At 73.2% G+C, this 26,194-nt stretch carries 21 protein-coding genes and 1 other RNA gene; 6 read left to right on the top strand and 16 right to left on the bottom strand.

Going from position 1 to position 26,194, the window contains the following annotated elements; translation table 11 throughout:
* Positions 1-67: 67 nt before the first annotated feature.
* From Cch01nite_RS10565 to Cch01nite_RS10545, 5 genes are all read right to left on the bottom strand, one after another.
* A complete protein-coding gene (locus tag Cch01nite_RS10565) occupies positions 68-1,210 on the bottom strand; it encodes a hypothetical protein (RefSeq protein WP_203752964.1) in 1,143 nt (380 codons plus the stop codon).
* A gap of 753 nt (positions 1,211-1,963) precedes the next feature.
* Complete coding sequence (locus Cch01nite_RS10560; protein WP_203752962.1) at positions 1,964-2,830, bottom strand: DUF4097 family beta strand repeat-containing protein; 867 nt, start codon at positions 2,828-2,830, stop codon at positions 1,964-1,966.
* Positions 2,827-3,495, bottom strand: coding sequence for a response regulator transcription factor (locus Cch01nite_RS10555; RefSeq protein WP_203752960.1), 669 nt, complete (start codon positions 3,493-3,495; stop codon positions 2,827-2,829). The genes Cch01nite_RS10560 and Cch01nite_RS10555 overlap by 4 nt, the downstream gene beginning before the upstream one ends.
* On the bottom strand, positions 3,483-4,955 hold the full coding sequence (locus tag Cch01nite_RS10550) for a sensor histidine kinase (RefSeq protein ID WP_203752958.1): 1,473 nt from the start codon (positions 4,953-4,955) through the stop codon (positions 3,483-3,485). The genes Cch01nite_RS10555 and Cch01nite_RS10550 overlap by 13 nt, the downstream gene beginning before the upstream one ends.
* A 188-nt stretch (positions 4,956-5,143) precedes the next feature.
* A complete protein-coding gene (locus Cch01nite_RS10545) occupies positions 5,144-8,431 on the bottom strand; it encodes a glycoside hydrolase family 48 protein (protein ID WP_203752956.1) in 3,288 nt (1,095 codons plus the stop codon).
* A gap of 420 nt (positions 8,432-8,851) precedes the next feature.
* Between Cch01nite_RS10545 and Cch01nite_RS10540 the strand changes: the two genes are divergently transcribed.
* Together Cch01nite_RS10540 and Cch01nite_RS10535 are read left to right on the top strand one after the other, a co-directional pair.
* The gene (locus Cch01nite_RS10540) at positions 8,852-9,652 is read left to right on the top strand and encodes a hypothetical protein (protein WP_203752943.1); all 801 of its coding nucleotides are present in this window, start codon (positions 8,852-8,854) and stop codon (positions 9,650-9,652) included.
* 208 nt (positions 9,653-9,860) lie between these two features.
* Positions 9,861-10,643 (top strand): LolA-like protein, encoded by a 783-nt coding sequence (locus Cch01nite_RS10535; RefSeq protein ID WP_203752940.1) that lies wholly within the window; start codon positions 9,861-9,863, stop codon positions 10,641-10,643.
* Between the two features lie 117 nt (positions 10,644-10,760).
* On the opposite strand, the gene Cch01nite_RS10530 is transcribed toward Cch01nite_RS10535, so the two are convergent.
* Complete coding sequence (locus Cch01nite_RS10530) at positions 10,761-11,819, bottom strand: aspartate-semialdehyde dehydrogenase (protein ID WP_203752937.1); 1,059 nt, start codon at positions 11,817-11,819, stop codon at positions 10,761-10,763.
* Positions 11,816-13,087 (bottom strand): aspartate kinase, encoded by a 1,272-nt coding sequence (locus Cch01nite_RS10525; RefSeq protein ID WP_203752921.1) that lies wholly within the window; start codon positions 13,085-13,087, stop codon positions 11,816-11,818. Before Cch01nite_RS10525 ends, Cch01nite_RS10530 begins: the two co-directional genes overlap by 4 nt.
* Positions 13,088-13,369: 282 nt before the next feature.
* On the opposite strand from Cch01nite_RS10525, the gene Cch01nite_RS10520 reads away from it, so the two are divergent.
* From Cch01nite_RS10520 to Cch01nite_RS10510, 3 genes are all read left to right on the top strand, one after another.
* Positions 13,370-14,647, top strand: a complete 1,278-nt coding sequence (locus Cch01nite_RS10520) for a cellulose-binding domain-containing protein (protein WP_203752918.1) — start codon at positions 13,370-13,372, stop codon at positions 14,645-14,647.
* 156 nt (positions 14,648-14,803) lie between these two features.
* Positions 14,804-15,829, top strand: a complete 1,026-nt coding sequence (locus Cch01nite_RS10515; RefSeq protein ID WP_203752915.1) for an ABC transporter ATP-binding protein — start codon at positions 14,804-14,806, stop codon at positions 15,827-15,829.
* Entirely contained in the window at positions 15,826-16,974 is a 1,149-nt protein-coding gene (locus tag Cch01nite_RS10510) for an ABC transporter permease (RefSeq protein ID WP_203752912.1), read from the top strand. The genes Cch01nite_RS10515 and Cch01nite_RS10510 overlap by 4 nt, the downstream gene beginning before the upstream one ends.
* A 67-nt stretch (positions 16,975-17,041) precedes the next feature.
* On the opposite strand, the gene Cch01nite_RS10505 is transcribed toward Cch01nite_RS10510, so the two are convergent.
* The 5 genes from Cch01nite_RS10505 to Cch01nite_RS10485 form a co-directional block, all read right to left on the bottom strand.
* A complete protein-coding gene (locus Cch01nite_RS10505) occupies positions 17,042-17,623 on the bottom strand; it encodes a DUF5063 domain-containing protein (RefSeq protein ID WP_203752909.1) in 582 nt (193 codons plus the stop codon).
* 43 nt (positions 17,624-17,666) lie between these two features.
* Positions 17,667-18,266 (bottom strand): recombination mediator RecR, encoded by a 600-nt coding sequence (gene recR, locus Cch01nite_RS10500; RefSeq protein ID WP_203752906.1) that lies wholly within the window; start codon positions 18,264-18,266, stop codon positions 17,667-17,669.
* Between the two features lie 56 nt (positions 18,267-18,322).
* Positions 18,323-18,709, bottom strand: a complete 387-nt coding sequence (locus Cch01nite_RS10495; RefSeq protein WP_275407197.1) for a VOC family protein — start codon at positions 18,707-18,709, stop codon at positions 18,323-18,325.
* Between the two features lie 43 nt (positions 18,710-18,752).
* Positions 18,753-21,392, bottom strand: a complete 2,640-nt coding sequence (locus tag Cch01nite_RS10490) for a DNA polymerase III subunit gamma and tau (RefSeq protein WP_203752903.1) — start codon at positions 21,390-21,392, stop codon at positions 18,753-18,755.
* Positions 21,393-21,521: 129 nt separating this feature from the next.
* Positions 21,522-22,313, bottom strand: a complete 792-nt coding sequence (locus Cch01nite_RS10485) for a LysE family transporter (RefSeq protein ID WP_203752900.1) — start codon at positions 22,311-22,313, stop codon at positions 21,522-21,524.
* A gap of 79 nt (positions 22,314-22,392) precedes the next feature.
* On the opposite strand from Cch01nite_RS10485, the gene Cch01nite_RS10480 reads away from it, so the two are divergent.
* Positions 22,393-22,848, top strand: a complete 456-nt coding sequence (locus Cch01nite_RS10480) for an Lrp/AsnC family transcriptional regulator (RefSeq protein ID WP_203752886.1) — start codon at positions 22,393-22,395, stop codon at positions 22,846-22,848.
* Between the two features lie 97 nt (positions 22,849-22,945).
* Here the strand turns inward: Cch01nite_RS10480 and Cch01nite_RS10475 are convergent, their stop codons facing one another.
* The 4 genes from Cch01nite_RS10475 to Cch01nite_RS10460 all read right to left on the bottom strand — a co-directional run bounded on the left by Cch01nite_RS10475 (position 22,946) and on the right by Cch01nite_RS10460 (position 26,126).
* Complete coding sequence (locus tag Cch01nite_RS10475) at positions 22,946-24,304, bottom strand: FtsX-like permease family protein (RefSeq protein WP_203752884.1); 1,359 nt, start codon at positions 24,302-24,304, stop codon at positions 22,946-22,948.
* Positions 24,301-25,101: an ABC transporter ATP-binding protein gene (locus Cch01nite_RS10470; protein WP_203752881.1), complete on the bottom strand. Its 801-nt coding sequence runs from the start codon at positions 25,099-25,101 to the stop codon at positions 24,301-24,303. Before Cch01nite_RS10470 ends, Cch01nite_RS10475 begins: the two co-directional genes overlap by 4 nt.
* A gap of 154 nt (positions 25,102-25,255) precedes the next feature.
* An RNA gene (gene ffs, locus Cch01nite_RS10465) (signal recognition particle sRNA small type) lies at positions 25,256-25,352 on the bottom strand.
* A gap of 21 nt (positions 25,353-25,373) precedes the next feature.
* Positions 25,374-26,126, bottom strand: coding sequence for an AAA family ATPase (locus tag Cch01nite_RS10460; RefSeq protein ID WP_373309920.1), 753 nt, complete (start codon positions 26,124-26,126; stop codon positions 25,374-25,376).
* Between the last annotated feature and the right edge of the window lie 68 nt (positions 26,127-26,194).

Raw genomic sequence — 26,194 nt, 5'->3', positions numbered from 1 at the left:
CTCGAGTACCGGGCGTGGCGGTCGTACCGCTACCGGTACGACAGGAACAGCACGACCCGGCGTTGTCCTAACGCTCGGTGAGCCACGCAGAGTAGTTCAGTCGAACGTTCGTTAAACCCACTTGTTCCTGAAGGGGATACTTGGAGTTGAGCGGGAGCCCATACTCGTTGCACACGTCTTCACCTTGCGCCTGGAACGCGAAGTACGCATCGCCCTGATCGCCCTGGGGGCCTTGGCGCACCGTGACGATCCGGCGCGGCTTCTGTGTCAGGCCCTGCGCCCGCGAGTCGTCAACTACCTGGTAGGCCCTGATCTCGTCGTCGTCCAGATTGCACTGAGCGAGTTCCGCCTCAGTGGCAAAGTCCTCGATCTCGTCGCCCACCTTGAGCCGATCTTGGCGTCCGTACCACAGGAGGACGACAGCTTCCAGTACTCTAAAGTCAGCAGGCGGAATCTCGGGGCGGTCAACGGCCTTCTGTATCCTCCACGTGCTTCGAGCGTCTATTTCTGTGAAGTTGTCTAGAATTTGTTCGGTCGTGCAGTCAGGGTCGACATAGAGCTCTTCCGGAAATGAAGACCCAACCACCGCCGATCGATAACACACGATCAGCTCGGACGATATCACCAGTGCGCCGATGTTTCCACTATTGACAATCGTCACAGTCAGGGCGTCTTCCACACCGCTCGTTGACGTGGCGGCGTCGGAAGACACCTCAACGCCGACCGTAGAAGCCGTGCGCGAAGGCACATAGGACGAGACGTGCCAGAATTGAATGACGGGCAGCAGCGCAAGGATCGCCGATGCCACCACTGCGCCATGGCGAGGATGGAATTCGAAGGATGCCGTCCCCCACGGGCGGACTCGCCAAACCAAAGCGCCGCCAGCGAGTGTCGTCAATGCCGCGAGAGTCACCCCGGCGTAGTCCGTCGGCTGTCGAAAGGTCAAGAGCACGGACACGCCGACGGCGATGCTGATACCACCCGCAACGAGGCAGCCGGCCCGCATCACCGGCCACGTCCCGACGACGATTGCAGCAATGCCCGCGAACTGCAGGACTGTCGCTGGTATGAACATGCGATCGAGGAGGAGCGCCGTGACGGTGAGGAGCGCTGGCTGCGCCTCGAGCCAGAATGCGCACAGGAGTACGCACCCCGGAGCTATCAACGCCAAAGCCAGAAGACGTGGGCGCCATGGCGCGCGGTTGTTCACGTGCGCTTGCAGCCCACTGAACCCCCTCACTGCGCACCTGTCGGCCCGAGAAAAGGACCACGGGATGCGATGTACCTCGACGTGATCGTCACTTCTGCGTCCTCGAAGTCCGGAGGAAGGCAAATCTGCGCGCGAGGAGGCCGTCGTCACGCTCGTCCGTGTCGAGTGGAACAGCCGACGGTCTGCACATGAGGCGGTGGTGCAGCGATTCTCGCATCAACGGACGAACGCCCGTCATTCCCTCGGTAGGGTCCGCGCCCCACCTCCCCCCACGACCCAAGTCTGCACCCGGCAGCCGACGCCGGACGGCGGCCCTTCGCTCGGATTCGTCCGGGGATGAGCTTCGTCGGTGCCCGTCGAGCCCGTGGTCCGTCCTGGCTCAGGACCCACCTGACGCCCTGACGTCACGGACCACAGGCGCAGGCGCGGCGTGCGGGTCAGAGCTCGGCGCGAGGTGACGGATCTCGTCGATGAGGACGGGGAGGTCGATGCGGGCCGAGGCGATGAGGTCGCGACAGTCTGCGCTGGCGGTCCCGTCGTGTCTGGTGACGTAGATGTCCTCGCCGCGGTCACCGCCACGACCAGTCAGGTCACGCTGTGCCCAGCGACGTGGCTCTCGTCTTCTTGGGACGAAGAGGTCGCGGGCTCGAATCCCGCCACCCCGATCGTGACCGGCTCATGCCAGGACGTAGGCCCGCAGGCGCGGGAGAAGGCCCCGACCGGGAGCGGTAGGGGCCCTCTCGTCGGTCCAGGTCAGCCGTTCGGGCCCAGGTACGACGCGTTGCCGTCGCTGGTGTGGATCCGCACGTGGACGCTCGCGCTCGGGTCGGTCGGGCCGGTGACGGTCTGCTGCCCGTCGGCCACCGAGATGTCGAGGGCGACCGGCTCCCCCGTGCCGTAGACGGTCACGTCGCCGTCGCTGGCCGAGGCGTCGATGTCGCCGCGGACGCCGGAGATCTCCTGGCGACCGTCGCTCGAGTGCACGTCGGCACGGCCGGACACGTCGGCGACCGCGACGCGGCCGTCCGAGGACGACACGTCGACGTCGCCCTGCACAGCCGAGACCTCGATCCGCCCGTCGCCGCTGTGCACGGCGACGTCGCCGACGACGTCCTCGATCGTCGTGGCGCCGTCCGAGGTGTGCGCGTCGACCGAGCCCTGCAGGGCGGAGGCGGACACGTCGCCGTCGGACGCCTCGATCTCGACGTCGGTGCCCTCGGGGACCTGCACGACCAGGGAGGCCGAGCACACGCCCGGGGACCACCAGTCGCACTTGTGCTGCACGAGGAGCGTGTCCCCGACGACGCCGGTGCTGTACCGCGGCGTCGAGAGCGCGCTGCGGGACTCACGGCGGACGACGACCTCGGAGCCACCCGTCGTCACCGTCACGTCGCCGTCGGCGACGAGACGCACCACCGGCTGCGCGTCGTACGTCTCGGTGCGGGCCGTCGCCTCGACGTCGACGTTGGCTGCGATGAGCTGGCCCGTGGCGCTCCACACGCCGGTGACCAGCATGAGGCCGCCGATGATCCCGCCGGTCCAGATGAGCGCCCGCGAGCTGGGCGAGCGCGGCGCCGGGGGCGGCGGGGACTGCACGGGGTTCTCGAGCGTGGTGGTCATGGCCGTTCTCCGTTCGAGGGGGTGTGCTCGAGCCAGCGGAGGACCGCGAGCACACGGCGGTGGTCGTCGCTGTCCGGGGGCAGCCCGAGCTTGGTGAGGATCGAGGTGACGTGCTTCTCGACGGCCGGCAGGCCGACGACGAGGCGATCGGCGATCGCCGTGTTGGAGCGGCCCTCGGCCATGAGACCCAGGACGTCGCGCTCCCGCGGGGTGAGCGTCTCGAGACCCGACCTGCGGGTCCGGGCGAGGATCTGGGCGACGACCTCGGGGTCGATCACGGTGCCGCGCGACGCGACGCGGGTGAGGGCGTCGAGGAACTCGTCCACGTCGGCCACCCGGTCCTTGAGCACGTACCCGAGGCCGCGGACGTCGCCGGCGAACAGCTCCTGCGCGTACCGCTGCTCGACGTACTGCGACAGCACGAGCACCGGCAGCCGCGGGTGCAGGCTGCGCAGGTGGACCGCGGCCCGCAGGCCCTCGTCGGTGTGCGTCGGGGGCATCCGGACGTCCGTGACCAGCACGTCCGGCACGTCGGCGCCAGGGCCGAGCGCGGCGACGAGCTCGTCGGCCGTCTTGTAGCCGGTCACCTCGTGCCCTTCCGCCGTGAGCAGGCGCGTCAGCCCGTCGAGCAGGAGGACCGAGTCCTCGGCGATCACGATGCGCACGGCACCTCCACGGTCAGTCGCGTGCCGGCTCCGGCCGGGCTCTCCAGGTGGAACGTGCCGTCGAGCGCCGCGACCCGGCTGCGCAGGCCGTCGAGGCCGCTGCCCGGGTGCGCGTCCGCGCCGCCGACGCCGTCGTCCTGGACGACGAGCCGCAGACGACCGTCGGTCACTGCCGCCTCCACCCGGACGTGCTGGGCGTGCGCGTGCTTCGCCGCGTTGGTGAGCGCCTCGGCGGCCACGAAGTACGCGGCGGCCTGCGCCGACGTGCTGGCGGTGCCGAGCAGCGTCGCGTTGGGCACGACAACCTCGACGGGGACCGGGCTGCGGGCGGCGAGCGCGGACAGCGCCGCGTCCAGGCCGCGGTCGGTGAGGACGGCGGGGTGGATGCCGCGGACCAGGTCGCGCAGCTCGGCGAGCGTCTCCTTGACCTCGCGGTGGGCGTGGTCGAGAGCCGCAGCCGCAGCGTCGGGGTCGGCGGTCGCCGTCCGGCGGGCCACCCCGAGCTCCACGCCGAGCGCCACGAGCCGCTGCTGGGCGCCGTCGTGCAGGTCCCGCTCGATCCGCCGGCGTTCGTCGTCGGCCGCCCCGACCGCGGCGGTCCGGGTCTCCGCGAGGTGCTCGGCGCGTCCCTCGGCGCGTGCGGCCCGCTCCTGGGCGGCGAGCACCGCGAGGTCCTGCGGGGACGCACCGAGCATCGACCGGGCCAGCCGCACCTGCAGCAGCGTCGACACCTGCGCCGCGAGCGCGGCGAGCCACACCGCCACGACGCCGCCGACGACGAGCAGGGGCCACGGCGCGGGGAGGCGCGTGTCCGGCAGGACCGCGACCAGCAGCGGGTAGACGACGAGGGCGAGGCCGAACGAGCCCAGGACGGACAGGAGGGCGGTCGTCACCGTCATCAGCAGTCCCGCGACGATGACGTACGCGACGTGGCCCCAGGTCCGCGCGTCGGCCATGATCGCGACCCACGACGGCCACCAGCCCGGACCCTTCGGCCTGCGGTACGGCGGTGCGGGGACGTCGACCAGGACCTGCGCCTTGAGGCGGGCCCGCTCGAGGCGGGCGTACGGGCGCGTCGACCACAGCGTGAAGACGAGGATCGGCAGGCCCACGAGGAACACGACGAGCAGGCCGGCAGCCAGCGACAGGGCCACCGACAGCCAGATCGCCATCACGAGCAGCCCGAAGCTGCCGACGACGACCTGCGAGACGGCCCGCCACGTCGCACCGGACACCGGGGCCCAGGCCAGCTCGCGCAGGTTCGCGAAGGCCGGGGCGACGACCCGGAGGTCGTCGTCGGTCGTGACGGCCCGCGGAGCCGGTGCGGGGGCGGTGGGCGCGGGGCCGGTCGGGGCGGGGCCTGTCGGGCCGAGGACGCGGGTCGGCGCGTCGGCCGTGGCCGGTGTCCCCGCCGGCACCGGCAGGGGTGTCGTCGTCGGGACGCTGTCGTCGAAGCTCATACCGAAGACGCTAGGCCCCGCACCAGCACGGGGACACCAAGACCCCCCACCAACCCACCCGTGGGAAATCCCTACCCTCCCCCCGGGGGCGGGGGCGGTGACGGGAACGGGGACGGCCGAGGGGCCGGCCCCAGGATGTCCCGGGACCGGCCCCTCGTCGCCCGCTTAGGGGCGGTGCGCAGCCAGGATCAGCTGCAGGTGGCGCCGTTCAGCGTGAACGACGTCGGGTTGTTGTTGGTGCCCGTGTGGGAACCGTTGAACCCGATGTCGACCGACTGACCGGCGGCCAGCGAGCCGTTCCACGCGGCGTTCTTCGCGGTGACGGCCGTGCCGGACTGCGACCAGTCGGCGCTCCAGCCCTGCGTGACCTTCTGGCCGTTCGCGAACGAGAAGCCGAGGGTCCAGCCGTTGAGCGCCGCGGTGCCGGTGTTGGTGACCTTCACCGACGCCGTGAACCCGTTGTTCCAGCTGTTCGCCGTGTAGACGACCTTGCAGGACGCGGTCGTGGTGGGCGTCTTCGTGGTCACCGACAGGGCGGACGAGGCCGCCGAGACGTTGCCCGCGTTGTCCTTCGCCCGGACGGTGTACGAGTACGCCGTCGCGGCCGTCAGGCCCGAGTCCGTGTACGACGCGGTGGTCGAGGATCCGACCTTCGTCGTGCCGCGGTAGATGTCGTAGCCCGCGAGGCCGGAGCCACCGGTGTCGGTGGAGCCCGCCCACGTGAGGGTCACGGAGGTCTCGGTCACCGTGGTGGCGGCCAGACCCGTCGGGACGCTCGGTGCGACCGTGTCGGTCGCCGCGGCCTGCGTGGTGACGGACAGCGCCGAGGACGCCGCCGACACGTTGCCCGCCACGTCCTTCGCCCGCACGGTGTACGAGTACGCCGTGGAGGGGCTCAGGCTCGTGTCGGTGTACGACGTGGTGGTCGTCGAGCCGACCTTCGTCGTGCCGCGGTACACGTCGTACCCGGCCAGGCCGGAGCCACCGGTGTTGTCGGTGGACGCCGTCCAGGACAGGGAGACCGTGTCCTGCGTGACCGTGCCCGCGACGAGGCCCGTGGGGACGCTCGGTGCGGTCGTGTCGGTCGTCGCGGCCTTCGTCGTGACCGTGAGGCCCGCCGACGCCGCCGAGACGTTCCCCGCGACGTCCTTGGCCTTCACCGTGTAGGTGTACGCCGTGGACGCCGTCAGGCCGGTCTCGGTGAACGACGCGGTGGTCGAGGAGCCGACCAGCGTCGTGCCGCGGTAGACGTCGTAGCCGGCCACACCGGAACCGCCGGTGTTGTCGGTCGACGCCGTCCACGTGATCGTCGCGGAGTTCGCGGTGATCGTGCCGGCCTGCAGGCCCGTCGGGACCGACGGGGCCGTGGTGTCGTCCGTCGGCGTGGTGGTGCCGAACAGGCGGTTGTAGTCGGCGAGAGCCGCCGCGATGGCCGTCTGGGCCCAGAACCGGTGGAACCGGAACGTGGGGGCGACGCCCGTGTCGAGGGCCGTCTGGACCTTCGACCACGACGGGTCCTGCTTGTACCAGCTGCGGATGTCGAGGAACGAGACACCCGGCTTGATGACGTCACCGTTCGGCATCTTGCCGGTCCAGCCGGACGGGATGTAGATGCCGTCGCCACCGGCGACGTAGGTGTCGTCGAAGCGGAGAAAGTCCTTGCGGGTCTCGTCGGTCGTGATGCCGATCGAGTCCTGGTCGGTGTTCCAGATCGCGTCGAGGAGCGCCTTGGCCTTCGCGGCCGTCGCGGTGTCGTTCGCCTTGGCGGCGTAGAACAGCAGGGCACGGGCGGTGTCGCCGGCGACGCCGACGTCCTGGCCGGTGCTCTTGACCGTCACCTTCAGGCCCGAGTTCGAGCCGGGGCTCGTCGCGTTCCACGTGTCCGGCTTGCCCGACCACGTGAGCTCGGACGGGATCGACCAGTTGTTGCCGCTGACCGTGATGTTCTTCACGACCCACGGGACCCACAGGTCGAGGATCTTCTTCGCCTGGGCGTTGCCCGTGGCGTAGTAGAGCTCGGCGACGCGCTGGACGCCCCACGCCTGCATGCCGAACCACTGGTTCGACGGCGGGTCGTTGTAGACGGGCGCCTCGGTGTAGCCCATGCCGTAGAACGTGGGCGTGCCGCTCGGGGGCGTCGCGTACGCGCCGTCCCAGCTGTTCGTCGCGCCACCGGCGATGCCGCCCTCGGGGGCCTGCAGCCACTGGTAGAACTCGAGCTGACGCGTGAGCGACTTCGCCCAGTCGTCCTTGGCGGTCGCCGACTTCGGGATGAACGACGTGTCGTTCGACAGCACGTACGCGGTGAGCGGGTTCTGGTACCCGAAGTGCGCGTGCGACGAGCCGATGCGCCAGGCCCAGCCGGCCGACGTGTCGGTCGCGCCGCCCCACGCGTAGTACCAGCTCAGCAGATAGTGCTCGCTGCTGCGGCCGGAGCCCGCGGGGCAGGACGGGCTGGTGCACCCGATCTGCTTGAAGTACTTGTCGAACAGCGCGTAGCGCAGGTAGTCACCCATCTTGGCGGCCTTGGCGACCGTGCCGGCGATGACGGACTGCTTGCCCTGCGCGGTGGCCCACTGGTTGGCCCAGTAGACGGCCTCGATCGCACGGGCGTCGGCGTCGGGGGCGTTGGTGTACTTCCACTGCTTGGCGTACGACGAGTCCTTGGTGAACAGGTCGAGGAAGCCGTTGGTGCCGCCGTACTTGAACTCCTCGCAGGACGGCTGCGGGACGGTCTCCCAGACCGACTCCTGCGGGCCGCGCTGGAAGGTGTTGATGTAGGACGTGCCGGTCGCCGTCGGGCCGAGCTCGCAGCCCGTGCCCGGCGTGGCGCCGAAGCCGTACTTGTTGTCGACGTCGGCGAGCCAGTGCATGCCGTAGACGTCCGCGTTGCCGTACGTCGACTTCAGCTCGGCGCCGATGGGGTCGGCGCCCGACGTCACGCCGCTGTTGAGCTGCGACGGGTAGCTGCTCGGGTGGTTGAACTCCGACGCGTACGTGGCGGGGCTCGACGGGTTGTAGAACGAGTTCGTCGGCTGGTCCGCGCTCGTCGGGATCATGTACTTCTCGAGCGTGTCCCAGGCGGTGTTCACGCGCGTGAAGTCGCCGGTCACCTGGCCGTACAGCGCCTCGAGCCACACCCAGTAGGAGTAGGCCTCGGACGTGGTCTCGTGGCCGTAGTCGGGCGCCTCGACGATGAGCGTCTCGACGGAGTGGTACGGGATGCCCTGCGGGCTGAAGTACCCGTTGGCCGGGTCCTTGATCTTGTTGTACTGCGTCAGGAACCGCTGCGCGTACTCCCCGTCGGAGGCCGCGAGCTGGACGGGCGACGCCGCGGGGATCGTGACCGAGGCGGGCAGCGACCCACCACCGGTCGCGGCGAGCGCGGGCTGCATGCCCGCGACCGCCAGGAGCGACGAGGTGCCGAGGGTGGCCAGGGCCACCCAGGTTCCTCGCCGTCGGGTCAATGAGGACATCTCTCGTACCTTTCTGGCTTGCGGGGCGGCGCCCGCGACATCACGGGACGACGGCCCGCCGTCCGGCACGCGCGCGTGGCGGACTGTGGCGGGAGGTGCACGAAGGACCGAGCCGGCGAGGGACCGGACGCACGCAGCGGCGCGGGAGTCCGGGGTCGACGGTCGGGACGGCGACCACCCTCGTGTCGTGCACAGGGGGCGTCCAGACTCCTAAACCTTTCGGGAGACGCATGCTTGGGAGCGCGACCACCAGCCGTGACGAGCGGTGACGCGACGGCGCCCGGGGCGGGTCCGCTCTCTGCGGCCGACAGGCGAGACGAACCCGCCGACACCGGGACAGATCGCCCGCTGACCTGCCAGGCTGGGTGCGCGCCCGGCCGCGATGCCGAGGATTCCGTCCCGACATCGCAGGAGGTCACGATGCCCGTCTCCCAGCGCGCCCGCGCCCTGAGCGCTCTCCTCGTCGCGGCGGCCGCCGCCGCCCCGATCGCCGCCGCAGCACCCGCGTCCGCGGCGGCCGGCCCCGACGCGGGTGCCGGCACCAGCACGACCGCGCCGCCGAGGCACGTCGCCCACTTCCCCACCGGTGGGCTCACGGCGAAGAACCTCGTCCCGAGGCTGGCCGAGGCCATGCTGAGCGCCGCCTCCCTGACGATGGCGACGCGGACGAGCGACGCGCTCGGGCCCATCTCGTGCGTCGTCGACGTGGACATGCCCTCATCGAACTTCCTGGTCCGCCTCACCCTGCCCGAGGGCTCCGTGGAGGTGCGATCGGTCGACGGGCAGCGGTACCTCCAGGCCCCGATCACCGAGGGCATGTTCTACGCCGCCAAGGCCGAGGACACCACGCTCACGCGGATCGCGGTCAGCGTCGATCCCGTCCGACCCGTCCGCGCGCTGTTCGGTGCGGTCACCTCGATCCGGGCGACCGGCCTCCCGGTCGACCTCGAGGGCGTCCCGAGCCAGGCGTACGAGGTCGTCGTCGCGACCGCGAAGCTCCAGGACGGCCTGGGCGACCTCGGCGCCGGCATCGCCCGGGACCAGCTCCCCCCGAAGGTGACCCTGACCTTCTGGATCGACGAGCAGGACCACCTGCGACGGGCGACGTCGAACATCGCCGGGACGCCGGTGGAGATGCTGTTCACGAACTGGGGCTTCGACTTCGGCATCGAGGCACCGCCGGAGGAGCAGATCGCCCACATCTGGCCGTCGACCCGCTGACCGACCCGTCACAGGGGCGCGACCGGGGATGACCTGCGGGGACGCGGCGGACCACCGCCGAGCACGCACCGTGACGTGACCCAGGACACCGGCCGCCAGGCGAGACGGATCCGCCCAGCCCGGGACAGATCACCCGATCGGGTGTGAGGGTGGAGGCGCGCCCGGCCGCGATGCCGAGGACCATTTCCCGACATCGCAGGAGGCTCCCGTGCGCACCACCCGACTCACCCGTGCCCTGACCACGACGCTCGTCGTCGCCACGACCGCCGCCGGATGCGCCGCGGGCGGCGAGGCGACGCAGGCCGACCGGACGCCGGCCGCCACGACCGCGGCACCTCAGCCCACCGCGACCACGGCGGAGGCCCTGACCCCCGACACCCTGGTCACGACGCTCTCCGACGTCATGCTCGCCGCACGCTCGCTCACCTGGACGACGAGCACGAACGGCGCGTCCGGGCCGACGGCGAACGTCGTCGACGTCGACCTGGTCAACTCGAACAACCGGGTCCGCGTGACCGTCCCCGAGGGGTCCGTGGAGGTCCGCTCGGTCGACGGACGACGCTTCGTCAAGGCCCCGGGGACCAAGGGCAAGTTCTACGACGACACCCTGGGCACCTCGGGCCTGGCGCAGCCCTCCGTCGGGGTGGACCCCGTCCGGCCCCTGCGGGCGCTCTACGGCGCCGTCATCGCGGTCCGCCCCGCCGGAACGCCGGCCGACGTCAACGGCACCTCGGCGCAGCCCTACGAGGTCGTCGTCGCCACCTCGCGGCTCACGGACGGCCTCGGCGACCTCGCCGGTGGCGTCGCCGCCGACCAGCTCCCGCCGACCGTGACGCTCACCTTCTGGGTCGACCAGGAGAACCGGCTGCTCCTGGCCCAGTCGAACGTCGCGGGCACCCCCGTCGAGATGGCCTACACGAACTGGGGTGCGGACCTCGGCATCACGGCACCGGCCGAGCAGGAGCTCACCAACGTGCTCGCGGGCGCCTGACCGCCCGGATCTGGGCCCGGCACCGGGCGCCCGCGGTACGAGCGGACGCCCACCGACGACGAACCCCGCCGCCCCGGACGACCGGGGGGGGCGGGGTTCGTCGTGCGTGCGGGTGGCTCAGGCGGGCGTCGACGCCGAGAGCCGGGCGGCGACGAGCTCCGCGATCTGCACCGCGTTGAGCGCGGCGCCCTTGCGCAGGTTGTCGTTGCTGACGAACAGCGCGAGACCACGCCCGTCGGGCACGCCCTCGTCCTGGCGCAGCCGGCCGACGAGCGACGGGTCCTGCCCGGCCGCGGCGAGCGGCGTCGGCACGTCCGTGAGCTGCACGCCCGGCGCGTCCGCGAGGAGCTCGCGGGCACGCTCCGGGGTGATGGGCCGCTCGAACTCGGCGTTGATCGACAGCGAGTGGCCCGTGAACACCGGGACGCGCACGCACGTGCCGCTGACCAGCAGATCGGGCAGGCCGAGGATCTTGCGCGACTCGTGCCGGAGCTTCTGCTCCTCGTCCGTCTCGAACAGGCCGTCGTCGACGATCGAGCCCGCGAGCGGGATGACGTCGAACGCGATCGGCGCGACGTACTTCACCGGGTCGGGGAACTGCACGGCGCTGCCGTCGTGCACGAGCGCGAGCGTGTCCTGCTCGACGGCCGCGCGGATCTGCCCGTCGAGCTCCGCGGCACCCGCGAGACCGGAGCCCGAGACCGCCTGGTAGGTCGAGACGACGAGGCGGCGCAGGCCGGCCTCCTCGTGCAGGACCTTGAGCACCGGCATCGCGGCCATCGTGGTGCAGTTCGGGTTCGCGACGATGCCCTGCGGGACGTCGCCCAGCGCGTCCGGGTTCACCTCGGACACCACGAGCGGGACCGACGGGTCGCGGCGCCACGCGGAGGAGTTGTCGATGACGACCGCACCGGCCGCGGCGAACCGGGGGGCGTGGATCTTCGACGTGCCGCCACCGGCGGAGAACAGCGCGATGTCGATGCCGGACAGGTCCGCCGTCTCGACGTCCTCGACCGTGACCTGCTCGTCGCGCCACGGCAGGGTCGTGCCGGCCGACCGGGCAGACGCGAAGTACCGGATGCTCGCGACCGGGAAGTCGCGCTCGTCGAGCAGCCGCCGCATGACGGCCCCGACCTGACCCGTGGCACCCACCACGGCGACGTTCAGCCCGCTCATCGTCCCGACCCTCCGTAGACCACTGCCTCGTCCTCCGTCGCGTCCAGGTCGAACGCCGTGTGCACCGCACGCACCGCGTCGTCCAGCGAGTCCGCCCGCGTGACGACCGAGATGCGGATCTCCGACGTGGAGATCATCTCGATGTTGATGCCCGCGTCCGACAGCGCCGCGAACAGCCGCGCGCTGACGCCCGGGTGCGACTTCATGCCCGCGCCGACGAGCGAGAGCTTGCCGATCGTGTCGTCGTACTGCAGCGAACGGAAGCCGATATCGGGCTGGTGCTCCGTGAGGGCCGTCGTCGCGGCCGCGCCGTCCGTGGCGGGCAGCGTGAACGAGATGTCCGTCAGGCCCGTCGCGGCCACCGAGACGTTCTGGACGATCATGTCGATGTTGACGCCCGAGCCGGCGACGACCTCGAAGATGCGGGCGGCCTTGCCGGGCACGTCCGGGACGCCCACCACGGTGACCTTGGCCTCGCTGCGGTCGTGCGCGACGCCGGCGATGATCGGCTGTTCCACTTCTTCTCCTTCGCGAGGCTGGTCCGTCACCAGCGTGCCCGTGTGGGTCGAGAACGACGAGCGGACGTGCACCGGCACGTGGTACCGGCGGGCGTACTCGACGCAGCGGAGCATGAGCACCTTCGCGCCGCTGGCCGCCATCTCCAGCATCTCGTCGTAGCTCACCCGGTCCAGCTTGCGCGCGCTCGGCACGATCCGGGGGTCCGCGGTGAACACGCCGTCGACGTCCGTGTAGATCTCGCAGACGTCCGCCTTGAGGGCCGCCGCGAGCGCGACCGCCGTGGTGTCCGAGCCGCCGCGGCCGAGCGTCGTCACGTCGTTCGTCGACGGGTTGACGCCCTGGAAGCCGGCGACGATGGCGACCGAGCCCTCCGCGAGCGTGTCGGTGATGCGGCTCGGCGTGACGTCGATGATCCGCGCCTTGCCGTACGTCTCGTCGGTGATGACGCCCGCCTGCTGGCCGGTGAACGACTTCGCGTCGACGCCCAGGTTGTGGATCGCCATCGCGAGCAGCGACATCGAGATGCGCTCGCCCGCCGTCAGGAGGATGTCCATCTCGCGCTGCGGCGGCAGCGGCGTCACCTGCTGGGCGAGGTCGATGAGCTCGTCCGTCGTGTCACCCATCGCGGAGACCACGACGACGACGTCGTTCCCCGCGCGCTTCGCCTCGGCGACCCGCTTCGCGACGCGCTTGATGCTGCTGGCGTCGGCGACGGACGAACCGCCGTACTTCTGCACGATGAGGGCCACGGGGGTGCTCTTTCGAGGTGCTCTGTCGAGATGCGGACATGGTCCGGGCACGAGGTCCAGGACTGGGGTCCGGGCGAGTGTACGGCGGTGCCCGCCAGGTGGGCAGAGGGTTTCGCATGCCGGATCGAGCGCCAGGTGAAGCGTTTGAGGGGGTTCCGCCGCCCCGCCGCCGGTCGGGACGCTGCCGGGAACGAGGCGACGCGCAACCGTCGCACGCCCGTCGTCGCACGCCCGTGGTCGCAAGCTCGTGCCTGCGGACGCCCTGCCGAGAGGACACCACCCATGCGGATCCCCCTCACCCGTGCGCGTTGGCGCGCGGCCCTCGCGGCGGTCGCCGTCGTCGGCGTCGCCACCGCGGGTGTCGTCGTCGGCGTGACCGCCCAGGCGGCCGGCGCGTGCCAGGTCGCATGGAGCACGAGCTCGTGGCCCGGCGGGTTCACGGCCGACGTCAAGGTGACCCCCGCGCAGGCGGTGCACGGCTGGTCGCTGACCTGGACCTGGCCGTCCGGTCAGAAGGTGACGCAGGCGTGGAGCTCGACGGTCACGCAGTCCGGGGCGGTCGCGACCGCGACGAACGCCGCGTGGAACGGGGAGCTGGCCGCGGGGGCGAGCGCGTCGTTCGGGTTCCAGGGGACGTGGTCCGGGGTGAACACCGCGCCGACCGACTTCGCGCTGAACGGGGTGTCGTGCAACGGGGGGCCGACGGTGACGCCGACGCCGACCGTGACGCCCACGCCCACCCCGACCCCCACCCCGACCCCCACCCCCACGCCGACGCCCACGCCGACTCCGACACCCACGCCGACGCCTACTCCGACCCCCACGCCCACACCCACCCCGACGCCGACGCCCACCCCGACCCCCACCCCCACGGTCTGCGGCTCCGCGATCTTCTGCGACGGGCTCGAGACGCAGACGGGCACCACCCCCTCGGGCACGTGGACGGTCACCTACCCCGACTGCTCCGGCACGGGCCGCGCGGCGATCGACTCGTCGGTCGCGCACTCGGGCAGCCGCTCGCTGCGGATCGACGGCACCGCCGGGTACTGCAACCACGTGTTCGTGCAGGCGGGCCAGAGCCTGAGCGGCCTCCCGCAGCAGTACTACGTGCGGTTCTGGGTGCGGCACTCCACCGCGCAGCCGACCTCGCACACCACGTTCCTCGCGATGAAGGACGCCAACGACGGCAACCGTGACCTGCGGATGGGCGGCCAGAACGCGGCCCTGCAGTGGAACCGCTCGTCGGACGACGCGACCCTCCCCGAGCAGAGCCCCGCGGGCGTCGCGCAGAGCAAGCCGCTGCCGACCGCGTCCTGGCACTGCGTCGAGGTCCAGGTCGACGGCACCGCGGGCAAGCTCACCACGTGGCTCGACGGCGACGTGGTGCCCGGCCTCGTCGCCGACGGCACCCCGACGCACGACCTCGACGGCCAGTGGTCGAACAAGGCCTGGTCGCCGAAGCTCACCGACCTGCGTCTCGGGTGGGAGAGCTACGGCGAGGGCAGCGACACGTTGTGGTTCGACGACGTCGTCGTGGGGAGCTCCCGGCAGGGCTGCTGACCGACCCGCCTGCGGCCCGCCGGGACGGGAGCACGGCCGGGACAGGTGCCTCGCGCACCGGTCCCGGCCGTGCGCCGCGTTCCCGCACATCTCCCTCACAGACTTCGACCACCGAACCGCGGACCGCAGCGGTGTCGCGCCCGTACGTTGTGCCGCATGACGAGCATCGTCGACGACGACGGCCCCGCCGCCGGTCCACCGCCCGGCGCAGCGCCGGGCCCCTCCACGTCCGGGTCGCCGACCCCGCCGGCCGGCATCGTCGTGCGCGGCCTGCGCCGGTCGTTCGGGTCGGTGCACGCGCTCGACGGCGTGGACCTGCAGGCCCGCGCCGGTGCCGTGACCGCCCTCGTCGGGCCCAACGGCTCCGGCAAGACCACGCTGCTGCTGGTGCTCGCCGGGCTCCTCGTGCCGGACTCGGGCGACGTGCGGATCGGCGGGTTCGACCCCGTCGCCGACGGCCGGTCCGCCCGGGCCCGCACCGGCTGGATGCCCGACACGTTCGGCACCTGGGACTCCCTGACGTCCCGGGAGGTGCTCCTGACGTTCGCGGCCGCGTACCGGATCCCGCCCGCGCAGGCCCGCACCCGGGTCGACGAGCTGCTCGCGACCGTCCACCTCACCGAGTTCGCCGACCGGCCCGCGAGCGTCCTGTCGCGCGGCCAGAAGCAGCGGCTCGGCCTCGCACGGGCGCTCGTGCACTCCCCCGACGTGCTGCTGCTCGACGAGCCCGCGAGCGGCCTCGACCCCCGCTCGCGCGTCGACCTGCGGCTCCTGCTGCGGCGGCTCGCCGACGAGGGCCGCACCGTGCTCGTGTCCAGCCACGTGCTGTCCGAGCTGGAGGAGATGGCCGACGACGCGGTGTTCCTCTCCCGGGGCCGCACCGTGTCGTCCTCGGTGGACAGTTCCGGGCCCGCACCTCGCACCTGGCACCTGCGCGCGCTCGCCCTCGACGCGGCGACCGCCTGGCTGACGTCGGTCGGGATGACGTGGCGGCCCGACGACGACAGCCTCACCCCGCCCCGCCCGGTCCCCGGCGGGGTGCTGCTGGAGCTCGACGGCGACGAGTCGGCGGCACGGCTCCTGCGCGACGCCGTCGCAGCGGGCGTGCCCGTGCTGTCGTTCGCACCCGCCACCGGACTGCTGGAACAGGCCTACCTGGCCCTCGACGAGGAGCGGACATGACCCGGACGGAGCCCGTCGGGCTCGACCACCCCGCCGACCCCGTCGACGACGCAGCGCCGCCGCCGGTCGGGCGCGCCGGCACCTGGGGCCTCACGTGGCACGGCGTCCGCACGGTCGCCGTCCTCGACCTGCGCCAGCGGGTCCGCTCGACACGGTGGATCGTCGCGCTCGTCGTCTGGTTCGTGGTGGTCGGCGGCATCACGCTGCTCACCACCGGCGCGCTGAGCGAGTTCGGCAGCGCCGACCGGAGCCCGAACAGCGGCCCCATCCTGTTCGCCGCCGTCACCGCGCTCGTCCTCGGGCTCGGCCTGCTCGTCACCCCGACGTTGTCGTCCACGGCGGTCAACGGCGACCGGAACGCGGGGACGCTCGCGACGCTGCAGGTCACGCTCCTGACGCCCGCCGAGATCGCCACCGGCAAGCTGCTCGCGGCATGGTCCGCGGCGTGCGCGTTCCTCGTCACCAGCCTGCCGTTCCTCGTGCTCGCGCTCACGATGGGCGGGACCCCGGCGCAGGCCCTGGTCCGCGTCGTGCTGCTCGTCGCGCTGCTGCTGCTCGCCGTGTGCGGGGTCGGGCTCGGGTTCTCCGCGCTCGTCGCACGGACCGCCGGGTCGACGGTGCTCGCGTTCATCACCGTCGCCGCCGTCACCGTGCTCACGCCGATCCTGTTCGGCCTGACGTACGCGGCGACGACCACCGTGGAGCAGGTCACCGTGTGGGGCACGCAGAACGGGTACGGCCAGGTCGGGAGCTCCGACACGTGCGAGGTGTTCACGGCCGAGCGCGGCCTCACGCACACCGAGCGGACCTGGTGGCTGCTCGGGATCAACCCGTTCGTCGTCGTCGCCGACGGCGCCGGGACCGCCGAGCTGGCTCCCGGTGTCGAGGGCAACCCGCTCAGCGTCATCCGGGACGGCGTCCGTGAGCTGCGGGCCGGTCCCGCGCCGATGCTCGACGAGTGCTGGAACGGCACCTCCACGCCCGTCGAGATCCGGGACGACCTCCGCAAGGACGTCTCCACGGCGCCCGTCTGGCCCTGGGGGCTCGGCGCGAACCTGCTCCTCGGCGTCGCCGGGTTCGTCGTCGCGGTGCGCCGGCTGCGGATCCCGCAGCGGAACCTCGCCCGGGGGACGCGCGTCGCCTGAGGCCACCGCCTGCTCTGGTCGGCGTGCTTCGTCCCGGTCGTGCCGGACGGGGCACGCCGATCAGGTGTCAGGGCTGCAGCGCGTCGTACTCCGCCTCGGTCGCGACGTCGTCCGGCACGTCCAGACGCAGGTGCGCGAGCATCGTCTGGATCGTCCGCAGCACGCTCGACGCCCGCTCGCCCCAGTCGGACAGGTACGAGAACTGCCACCACCACAGGGCCTCGAGCACGGCCCCCGTCTCGTAGTGCCGCAGCCCCTGCGCGAGCGCACCCGCGATCGCGACGAGGTCACCGGAGACCGACGCGTGCTCGACGTCCTCGCCGAGCAGCGGGTCGACGACCTCGACGTACTCGTCGATCCCCTCGAACACGTTCGCGAGGTTGGCGTGCAACGGGTCGACGTCCGGGTCCGGCCCGAGGTCCGGCTCGAACCGCTCCGACGGCACCACGTCCGTCGTCGCACCGAGACGCGCACCCGCCGCGAGGATGTCCGACACCGCGAGCAGCACCAGCGGGAGGGCCGCCTCCGGGTTCGTGCCCGCCGCGACCTCCGTGACGGTGCTCAGGTAGCTGCGCGCCTCCTCGGCGACCGCCCGGGCGATGTCCCGCAGGTCGGCATCGTCAGCGCTGCGCGAGCTGGTGGTGTCCATGACCTGCTCCGTTCGTCCTGTCTGGTGGATCTGCCGCTGGCGGTCAGGCGCTGATGCGGCGACGGCCCTCGAACGCCCGGCCGAGCGTCACCTCGTCCGCGTACTCGAGGTCCCCGCCGACGGGCAGGCCCGACGCGAGCCGGCTCACCGTCAGACCCATCGGCACGAGCATCCGCGCCAGGTACGTGGCGGTGGCCTCGCCCTCGACGTTCGGGTCGGTCGCGAGGATGACCTCGGTGACCGTGCCGTCCGCGAGACGGGTCATCAGCTGCGCGATCCGCAGGTCGTCCGGGCCTACCCCCGCGATCGGGTTGATGGCCCCGCCGAGCACGTGGTACTTGCCGCGGAACTCGCGGGTGCGCTCGATCGCGACGACGTCCTTCGGCTCCTCGACGACGCACAGCGTCGCCGGCGAGCGACGCGGGTCACGGCAGATGCGGCACTGGTCCTCCTGCGCCACGTTGCCGCACACGTCGCAGAACTTCACGCGCGCCTTGACCTCGACGAGCGCGTCCGACAGCCGCCGCACGTCCGCCGGGTCCGCCGCCAGGATGTGGAACGCGATGCGCTGAGCGCTCTTGGGACCGACGCCGGGCAGCCGCCCGAGCTCGTCGATCAGGTCCTGGACCGCGCCCTCGTACACCCGGCCAGCCTACGTGGTCGACGTCCCGAACCCGGTCGCGCCACCCGTGGGGACGGTCACCGGTCACCGCCGCCGGTGCGCGGCTGCGCGACGAGCTCCACCTCGAACCCGTCGCCGTTCTCCAGGTAGGCGGCGTAGTGCGACGGCCCGCCCGCGTGCGGGTACCGGTCCGCGAACAACGGAGTCCACCCGTGCTCCGCGGCGGCGGCGGCGAGCACGTCGACGTCCGACTCCGACCCCGCCCAGAACGCCACGTGGTTGAGGCCCGGGCGCCACCGGTCGTGCGGGACGGCGCGGACGTCCGGGCCCGACTCGACGACCAGGTACTCGCCGCCCGGACCCGACCAGCTCCGGCCGACGGCCCACGTGTCGCGCGGCTCGAAGCCCAGCTCGCCGAGCAGCCACGCCCACGAGTCGAGCGCGTCCAGGTCCGCGACCCACAGCTCCAGGTGGTGCAGCCGCCCCGCAGATCGTCTCGCGGCCTCGTCAGGCGTGGTCGTCGACCTGCTCGTCGATCACCGTGCCGCCGAGCATCTGCGCGACGAGGGGGGCACCGACCAAGGTCGACCCCGTGATGTCGGGGTCGTCCGGCGACGGCTCGTCGACCACCTGGGCGGCCGTCGACCGCGCCGCCGAGCTGCGGGCCGCGGCCGCCTCGCCGCGCTCACGAGCGCTCAGGCCGCCGGCGTCGGGCGACGCCGGACCCGCAGCAGACGCACGGTCGGCGTGCCCGGGGTCGTGGGCGGTCGGGTTCGGTCGCGTCGGCTGCTCGCCGCCCTGCGCCCGGTCGCCTGCGGTCCGCGGGACGTCGTCGGGGTGCGGCGGCTCGTCGTCGGGCGGCTCGGGGAGCGGCGGCTCCTCGTCCCACGACGCGGCGGCCTGGGCCGGGGAGACCGCCTGGGCCGGGGAGCCGGACTGCGCAGCGGACGCAGGACCGCCGGAACCTCCGGCACCGCCGGGGGCCGACGGCGTCGTGGCGCTCGACGGCCTGGTCGCCTGGTCGCCGACGATGCCCTCGACCCGGACGTCGAAGCCCAGCGTCTCGCGGACGGCGCGGGCGACGACGGCGTCGTGACCGCCGTTGCGGAACGTGGTCGCGAGCTGGCTGGTGCTGAACGCCAGGCGCAGTGTCGACGCGTCGAGCTCGGCGACCTGGGCGTTCCGCGGGTCCACCAGCGCCCACGTCACCCGGCGCAGGCCCTTGACCGTCTCGAGCACCTCCGGCCAGCGGCGACGCAGCATCTCGGTGTCCTGGCCGCCGCCGCGTCCCGAGGGGGTGCTCGGCGACGTGGGCGCCGCCGCCGGCGGGGGCGGTGGCGTGACGGCGGGCGCCGCGGGCGGGACGGCGTCGGCCGGGCCGTCCGAGCGCCGCGCGTCGTCTTCGGCGGTCGCCTGAGCGCCGGGCCGTGCCGCGACGTCCGACTCCGGCGCCGCGGAGGTGTCGACAACGGGCTCGGCGCCGACCGCGACGGCCGGCGGGACAGGTACCTCGGCGACCGGCTCGACGGGTGCGTCGGCGGTCCGCTCGACGGGGACGTCGGCGACCGGCTCGACGGGCACGTCGGCGGTCGGCGGGACGGGCACGTCGCCGGTCGGCGCGGCGGTGGTGTCGGCAGCGGGTGCCGGCGTCCGCCCGACGAGAGGGTCGGCGGGGGCCGGCGTCCGCGCGGCGGGCGCGTCGGCGGGTGCAGGGGTCCGCTCGGCGGCCACCTCGGCGGGCCGGGCAGGGGCCCGCTCGGTGTCGCCGCCCCCGGCGGGTCGAGCGGACGCGATCGGGCCGACCGGCAACGGGGCCGGGGCGCTCGGCGCGGACGGCGCGGCCGTCGGGAGCGCGTCGCGCACGACGCGTGCGGCGCCCGCCGGGCGACCGGAGGCGACGGGGCGATCGGCGTCGACCGGAGAAGCGGGCGTCGGCTCGGCGGCGTCGGAGACGTGGAGCGCGACCGCACCGGCGGCGGGCAGGCCGCGCTCGAGCCGGTCGATCCGCGCGCCCAGGCCGGACCGGGAGTCGTCGGCGGCGGGGAGCAGCAGGCGGGCCATCAGGAGCTCGAGGTGCAGCCGGGGCGACGTCGCCCCCGTCATCTCCGTCAGGCCCGCGTTGGCGAGGTCGGCCGAGCGGGACAGCTCCGACTGGCCGAGGTTCTGGGCCTGCAGGCGCATCCGGGCCATCTGGTCGGCGGGGACGTCGCGCAGGGCGGCGTCGGCCGCATCGCCGGACGCCGCGATGACGATGAGGTCGCGCAGACGCTCCAGGAGGTCCTCGACGAAGCGGCGCGGCTCGTGGCCCGTCGCGATGACCCGCTCGACGATGCGGAACACGGCCGCCCCGTCGCGGGCGGCGACGGCGTCGACGAGGTCGTCGAGCAGGGCCGCCGGGGTGTACCCCAGCAGCGCGGCGGCGCTCTCGTACTCGAGACCCGCACCGCCCGAGCCCGCGATGAGCTGGTCGAGCACCGAGAGCGTGTCGCGGACCGAGCCCGCGCCCGCCCGGACGACGAGCGGGAGGACGCCCGAGCCGACGGGGACCTGCTCCGTGGCGCAGAGCTGGTCCAGGTACGGCACCAGCACGTCCGGCGGGACGAGGCGGAACGGGTAGTGGTGCGTGCGGGACCGGATGGTGCCGATGACCTTGTCCGGCTCCGTCGTCGCGAAGATGAACTTGATGTGCGGCGGGGGCTCCTCGACGATCTTCAGCAGGGCGTTGAAGCCCTGCGGCGTCACCATGTGCGCCTCGTCGAGGATGAAGACCTTGAAGCGGTCGCGGGCCGGCGCGAACGTGGCGCGCTCCCGCAGCTCGCGGGCGTCGTCGACACCGCCGTGGCTGGCCGCGTCGATCTCCACGACGTCGAGGCTCCCGGAGCCGCCGCGCGCGAGCTCGACGCACGACGGGCACACGCCGCACGGGGTGTCCGTGGGGCTGGCCTCGGTGTTCTGCGCGCAGTTGAGGATGCGGGCGAGGATCCGCGCCGACGTCGTCTTGCCGCAGCCGCGCGGACCGGAGAACAGGTACGCGTGGTTGACCTGGCCGCTGCGCAGCGCCTGACGGAGGGGGGCCGTGACGTGGTCCTGACCGATCACCTCGGCGAAGTTCTCGGGCCGGTAGCGGCGGTACAGGGCTGTTGTCACGCACCGAACCCTAGACGCAGGAGCTGACACCCGCCGAGCCCCGCAGGCCACGGGTCCACGGGTCGCCCACGCGACGGCACGACGTGCGCGCCGGCCTTCAGGCAGCGGCGACGGACTCGTCGGGCGGGCTCAGCCTGCGGCGACCGCGACGGCGAGCCCGACCACGACGAGGGCGCCGACGAGCGACGCGTGCGAGCGCCCGACCGGTCCGAGCCGCCCGCCGAGCCCGCCGCCGACCACGGCGAGCACGAGCTGCCAGGCGAGCGAGGCCACCCCGGCGCCCACGACGAACGCCACCGCCCCGTCCGCACCGGGCCGCTCCCCGACCCGCGCCGCGAGCCCGACCGCGACGGTCGCGAACGTCACCGCGGTCATCGGGTTCACGGCGGTCAACCCGACGAACCTGCCGTACGCGCCCCACGCCGACCCCTCCCGGCCGGACACCGGGTCGTCCGGGTCGGCGGGTTCGGCGGGGTCGGCGGTGGCGAGACCAGCATGACGGTCGTGCGCGGGCCCGGCAGCGACACTCGTGGTGGTCTCGTCGGACGTGGCGCCGGCCGGGGTCTGGTTGGCGGGCACGGAGGTCAGGGCGGCTGGGGCGGCTGCGGCGGGACCTGCAGGTCGGGTGCGCCACCAGTGGGCGAGGGCGACGAGGCCGACGACGAGCAGGACGGCGCTGCTGACCAGCCGCGCGACGTCGGCGTGGGTCGTCGCGAGGCGGCTCACCGGGGCGCCTGCGGCGACGGCGAGCACCGCGTACGCGGCGTCCACGGTGGCGATGCCGGCGGCGGCGCCGACCGCGACGCGGGTTCCCTGGAGCAGGCCGGTCCGCAGCAGCAGCACGCCGACGGGCCCGACGGGCACCGCGACGGCGAGTCCCGCGAGAGCGCCCAGCACGAGGGCGGTGAGGACAGCAGCCATGGCAGCAGGGTGCCGACACGACCCGAGGAGCGGCCAGCAGTTTCTGCGGATGTCACCGTGGCGCTGCGACAATCGCGGGATGGACGCCATCGACGACGCCATCCTCCGTGAGCTCACCGACGATGCGCGGCTGCCGTTCCGCGAGCTCGGGGCACGGGTCGGGCTGAGCGCGAACGCCGCGGCGGCGCGCGTCCGCCGGATGCAGGAGGACGGCACGATCCGCGGGTTCACCATCGTCACCGCGGGAGCCCGGCGCGGCGGGCCCGGACCGGGCCCCGACGCAGGGCTCGAGGTGTTCGTCGAGGTCCGGCTCGCGCCGGAGACGACGAACGACGACTTCGCCGCGGCGCTCGTCCGCCCGCCCGGGTTCCCGCAGGTGCTGGACGCCGTGCACGTGACGGGCTCCTACGACTACCTGCTGCACGCGCGGGTGGCGGACCCGGTGGCGCTCGACCACCTGGTCCGGCGCCTGAAGCGGGAGGCGGGCGCGGCCCAGACGTTCACGCGGCTGGCCCTGCGCGGCCCCGGCTCCTGATCCGGCGCAGACGGCTCGGACGTGGGCTGCCGGTCGCCGACCCCCCGGCGACCGGCAGCCCGGCTCTGGCCCGGCGGTCCGGGCGGATCGGAGACGGTCAGTCGGCGCGGACCACCGTCTCGGCGAGGACCGACCGCAGCAGCGGCCGGGACGCCTCGGTGGCGGCGAGGACGAGCCCGCAGCCGAGCGCGAGGCACCCGACGAGGAGCACGGGGCCGGTCATGGACGTGAGGGCGAGGAACCCGAACAGCGGCGAGAGCATGACGATCGCCAGCGCCGCGGAGCCGACGGACACGAGGAGCAGCGGGCCGAGCACCTCCCGGCGTCGCACGCGGTCGAGCAGCTCGGTCGGGAGGCCCGCGAGGTGCTGGAGGGCGTACTCGCGCCGCCGGTCGAGCACGGACGCCGCCTGCGTGATGCCTGCGGAGACGGCGGCGACGACGAAGGTGAGCGTCAGGGTGAGGAGTCCGCCGGTGGTGAGGTCGCGGCCGATGATCTCGGCGGTCGCGTCCCGCTCGGCCTGGGCGGCGGCGAGCGCCGGGACGACGGCCAGGGCACCCGCGACGAACCCGGCGAGCCCGAGCCCGCCGACGACGCGCCAGGCGGCCTTCGGGTCGTCGAGGAGCCGTCGGGCGGCGAGGAGCTGCTCGGGTGTCCGGGCGGTCCGCAGCCGTCGCCGGCCGAACAGCCGCAGCACCCACGGCCCGATCGCGTTGAGCGCGAGGAACGCCGTCCCGAACGACCCAAGCAGCACACCGATGGCCACGGCTCCGAAGCTCCGCATGGCGACGCTGACGACGATGAACCCCAGCACCAGGACTCCGGCGACGAGCACCCGCACCGCTCGCAGCCCGGGCGCCCGGACCCGCCGGGAGACGCCGAGCGGCGACACGACGACCTGCCGCAGCGACACGGCCCCGGACCCGGCGGCCAGCAGCGGGACGACGACGAGGGCCGCCAGGAGGACGAGCGGCCCGACCCAGAGCTCGCCCGGCGTGAACGGCCGGTCCTGGAACACGAACAGCGTCCAGAACGGGATGAGCAGCACGTACAGGAGGCACCCGGCGACGGCACCGACGAGCCCCTGCCAGGCGGTCTCGACGAGCGTGAGCCCGACGACCTCGCGGGGTGTGACACCGAGGAGCCGCAGCGCGGACAACCGGGCGTCCCGCCGGGAGACGCCGAGCCGGGCGGCCGCGCCGCCGAGCGTGACCAGCGGGACGACGAGCAGCGCCAGCGCCGTCCAGGCGAGCGACACGTACAGGTAGCCGAAGACGGGCTCGCCGTTCGCGACCGGCTCGGCGGCGCGCCCCTGGAACGCGAGCAGGCCGCCGACGACGCTGAGCGCCAGGGCCGTGACGACGGCGAACGCGGTGCACGCGAGCGCCGTCGTGATCCGGGCGTCCCGTCCCCCGGCCCGGCGCAGCAGCGGCGACAGGGCGCGGACGGTCCTCATCGCGCGCCCGCCCAGCCGTCGAGCCCGTCCGCGGCGACGCCGGGCACGGCACCCGCGGGGACCGTCGCGGCGCCCGCCGTGCCGTCAGCGCGCCGCGCCTCGTCCACCACGAGCCCGTCACGGACGGTGATCCGCCGCTCGCACCAGGCGGCGACGTCGGCGTCGTGCGTGACGACGACGAGGGACGCGCCGGCGGCCCGGGTGGTCTCGGTGAGCAGCCGCATCACCTCGTACCCGGTGGCCTGGTCGAGGGCACCGGTCGGCTCGTCGGCGAACACGACCGCGGGCCGTGTGACGAGCGCCCGGGCGACGGCGACGCGCTGCGCCTGCCCGCCGGACAGCTCGCCGGGCCGGCGGTCCCCCATGCCGTCGAGCCCGAGCCTGCCGAGCCAGCCGCTCGCCGTCAGCTCGGCGTCGTCGCGCGACGCCCCGAGCAGCATCGACGGGAGCGCCACGTTCTCGAGGGCGGTGAGCTCGGACAGGAGCTGGCCGAACTGGAACACGAACCCGAGGTGCTGCCGCCGCACGAGCGAGCGGCGGCGTTCACCGAGCGAGCCGAGGTCGAGCGGCGAGCCGTCCGCCGGCTGCAGGACGACGTCGCCGGCGTCGGGCTGCAGGATGCCGGCGAGGCAGTGCAGCAGGGTCGACTTGCCGGAGCCGGACGGGCCCATCACGGAGAGCGACTCACCGGGGGCCAGGCTGACGTCGACGCCCGCGAGCGCGACTGTCTCGCCGAAGCGCTTGACCAGCCCGCGGGCGGTGAGTCGGTCGGGACCGGCGAGGGGGGTCGTCGTCATGGTGACCAGCCTGCGGTGCGACGAGCCGTCGCCGCGTCGACCGAGGGTCGCGTCCTCGTGCCCGTGGTCGTCCGCCCAGGGTCGTACGGGCTGTCCACCCACCGGTCGCGGCGCGGCGTGCCGACCGCAGCACGGGACGTTCGTCTGCAGGCATGAAAAGGACCCCCCGCACACCCGCCAGAGCTCACCTGCCCTTGCTGCCTTCCGGCCCTGGGGGAGTTCAGCGAGATGACGCCGCACGAGGGGTCTGCCGCCAAGCCTAACCCAACGGGTCAGTCCTCCAGGACGTGCCGCAGGTACCGCCGGGGGTCGTCGAGGAAGCCCCGCCAGTGGATCACCAGGTCGAGGTCCTCCCACGTGGACTCGCGCATCCCCCAGTCGCCGACCTCCCAGATCGTCGCGCCGGGCAGGGCCGCGAGGAGCGGCGAGTGGGTCGCGAGGACCACCTGCGCGTCGGTGGTCGTGACCATGCGGTGCAGGTGCGCGACGAGCGCGAGGCAGCCGGTGAACGACAGGGCGGACTCGGGCTCGTCGAGCACGTACAGGCCGCGGCGCCACATGCGGTCGCCGACGAGGCTGAGGAACGACTCGCCGTGCGACATCTCGTGGAACACCGGGTCGCTGCGACGGACGTCCGGGTTCTCCTCGAGGTACGTGTAGAAGGAGTGCATCGTCTCGGCGCGCAGGAAGAACCCGTTGCGGGGTGCCCCTGCGCCGCGGGTCAGCCGCAGGCAGTGCGCGAGGCCCGGCTCGGTGGGACGCGTCGAGTGCATGGACCCCGTCGAGCCGCCCTCGGCACCGAGGCCGAACGCGAGGGCAACGGCCTCGACGAGGGTCGACTTGCCGGCGCCGTTCTCCCCCACCAGCACGTTGACCTGCGCCGGCTCCCACCCGTCGCGGAGCACCTGCTCGATCACAGGGACGCGGGCGTACCAGGCGTCCGGCGGCACGTCCTCGCCCGACCAGGACACCCGGCGCAGCGGGTACGACGAGAACGCGGGTGTGGGCGACGACGACGCGGGCACGGTCGAGATCTACCGTGCCCGCGTCGGTCCGTCCAGGTTCGACGCGGGGCCCGCACCCCCCTGCCACG

It is taken from the genome of Cellulomonas chitinilytica (assembly GCF_016862675.1).
GTDB classification, from domain to species: domain Bacteria; phylum Actinomycetota; class Actinomycetes; order Actinomycetales; family Cellulomonadaceae; genus Cellulomonas; species Cellulomonas chitinilytica.
The sequence above is the reverse complement of the archived record's forward strand: the minus strand, read 5'-3'. Positions and strand labels throughout refer to the sequence as shown.

What these genes read in the sequence shown, in the direction of transcription:
- Cch01nite_RS10560 (WP_203752962.1), bottom strand. Translation starts at nt 2,830, where the DNA reads ATGACCACCACGCTCGAGAACCCCGTGCAGTCCCCGCCGCCCCCGGCG.
- Cch01nite_RS10550 (WP_203752958.1), bottom strand. Translation starts at nt 4,955, where the DNA reads ATGAGCTTCGACGACAGCGTCCCGACGACGACACCCCTGCCGGTGCCG.
- Cch01nite_RS10545 (WP_203752956.1), bottom strand. Translation starts at nt 8,431, where the DNA reads ATGTCCTCATTGACCCGACGGCGAGGAACCTGGGTGGCCCTGGCCACC.
- Cch01nite_RS10540 (WP_203752943.1), top strand. Translation starts at nt 8,852, where the DNA reads ATGCCCGTCTCCCAGCGCGCCCGCGCCCTGAGCGCTCTCCTCGTCGCG.
- Cch01nite_RS10530 (WP_203752937.1), bottom strand. Translation starts at nt 11,819, where the DNA reads ATGAGCGGGCTGAACGTCGCCGTGGTGGGTGCCACGGGTCAGGTCGGG.
- Cch01nite_RS10520 (WP_203752918.1), top strand. Translation starts at nt 13,370, where the DNA reads ATGCGGATCCCCCTCACCCGTGCGCGTTGGCGCGCGGCCCTCGCGGCG.
- Cch01nite_RS10515 (WP_203752915.1), top strand. Translation starts at nt 14,804, where the DNA reads ATGACGAGCATCGTCGACGACGACGGCCCCGCCGCCGGTCCACCGCCC.
- Cch01nite_RS10510 (WP_203752912.1), top strand. Translation starts at nt 15,826, where the DNA reads ATGACCCGGACGGAGCCCGTCGGGCTCGACCACCCCGCCGACCCCGTC.
- Cch01nite_RS10505 (WP_203752909.1), bottom strand. Translation starts at nt 17,623, where the DNA reads ATGGACACCACCAGCTCGCGCAGCGCTGACGATGCCGACCTGCGGGAC.
- Cch01nite_RS10485 (WP_203752900.1), bottom strand. Translation starts at nt 22,313, where the DNA reads ATGGCTGCTGTCCTCACCGCCCTCGTGCTGGGCGCTCTCGCGGGACTC.
- Cch01nite_RS10480 (WP_203752886.1), top strand. Translation starts at nt 22,393, where the DNA reads ATGGACGCCATCGACGACGCCATCCTCCGTGAGCTCACCGACGATGCG.
- Cch01nite_RS10475 (WP_203752884.1), bottom strand. Translation starts at nt 24,304, where the DNA reads ATGAGGACCGTCCGCGCCCTGTCGCCGCTGCTGCGCCGGGCCGGGGGA.
- Cch01nite_RS10470 (WP_203752881.1), bottom strand. Translation starts at nt 25,101, where the DNA reads ATGACGACGACCCCCCTCGCCGGTCCCGACCGACTCACCGCCCGCGGG.